2 protein-coding genes are annotated in these 781 nt (G+C 38.3%); both read right to left on the bottom strand.

The window, feature by feature from the left end:
- Positions 1–417: cytochrome c biogenesis protein CcsA (gene ccsA, locus ACFINS_RS10085; protein WP_375706187.1), on the bottom strand; the 417-nt coding region annotated here is incomplete at its 3' end.
- Between the two features lie 46 nt (positions 418–463).
- A partial coding sequence (locus ACFINS_RS10080) for a heme exporter protein CcmB (RefSeq protein WP_375706186.1) occupies positions 464–781 on the bottom strand: 318 nt, incomplete at its 5' end.

The following is a 781-nucleotide window of genomic DNA, read 5'->3' as shown; positions in this document are numbered from 1 at the left end:
GATCAAAACTGATGTTAACCGTGCATCCCAGACCCACCATGTTCCCCATGTAGGACGTCCCCAAAGTGCACCTGTCACTAGGGCCAAGGCTGTAAAAATTGCTCCAATGGGTGCGCCACATTTGAGTGTCACATCAGCAAGATGATACTTCCAAATCAGGCTTCCTAAAGCAGCAGCACTTATTATAATGTAACAACATGTAGAAAGCCAAGCGAATGGTGCATGAATGTACATAATCTTGACGGTGATCCCCTGTTGATAGTCATCAGGAGAATATATAATCAAAATAAATCCTAAGATAAGAAGACACAATGTTATACCGATTAACCAAGGCAAAACGGCACTGCTTATTTTCATGAAACGGGTAAAACTTGCAGGAAGCGTGTTCATTTTATGTGTGTGAAATGTTTCATTCATGAAATTTATAATAGGCAGAGTTTTGTTGTGCAGCAATCATCTTTTATTATTCTGATAAAAGTTTGAGTGTTATAGCTGCAATAAAGGAGCTAAAAAGACTCAAAAGAAGTGAAAAACCGATAAGAAGAGTCAAAGAAGTGAGAAAAGAGACATTTGGGTTTGTTGGAGCTGTAGCAGCGGAAACGCCAAAAATCATGATTGGAATAATCCACGGTAAGATTATGATAAAAATGAGAAGAGTACTATGCAACAATGATGTTGCAAGAGCAGCTCCGATAGCGCCAATAAAAATAATAGCTGGTGTTCCACATAAGAGAGTGAGTATTGTTGTAAAAGTTATTATTGCATCTAAATGGAGCATGAA

The organism is Bartonella sp. AA2SXKL (assembly GCF_042197205.1).
In the GTDB taxonomy this organism is placed as follows: domain Bacteria; phylum Pseudomonadota; class Alphaproteobacteria; order Rhizobiales; family Rhizobiaceae; genus Bartonella.
This window is presented reverse-complemented; position numbering and strand designations above follow the sequence as displayed.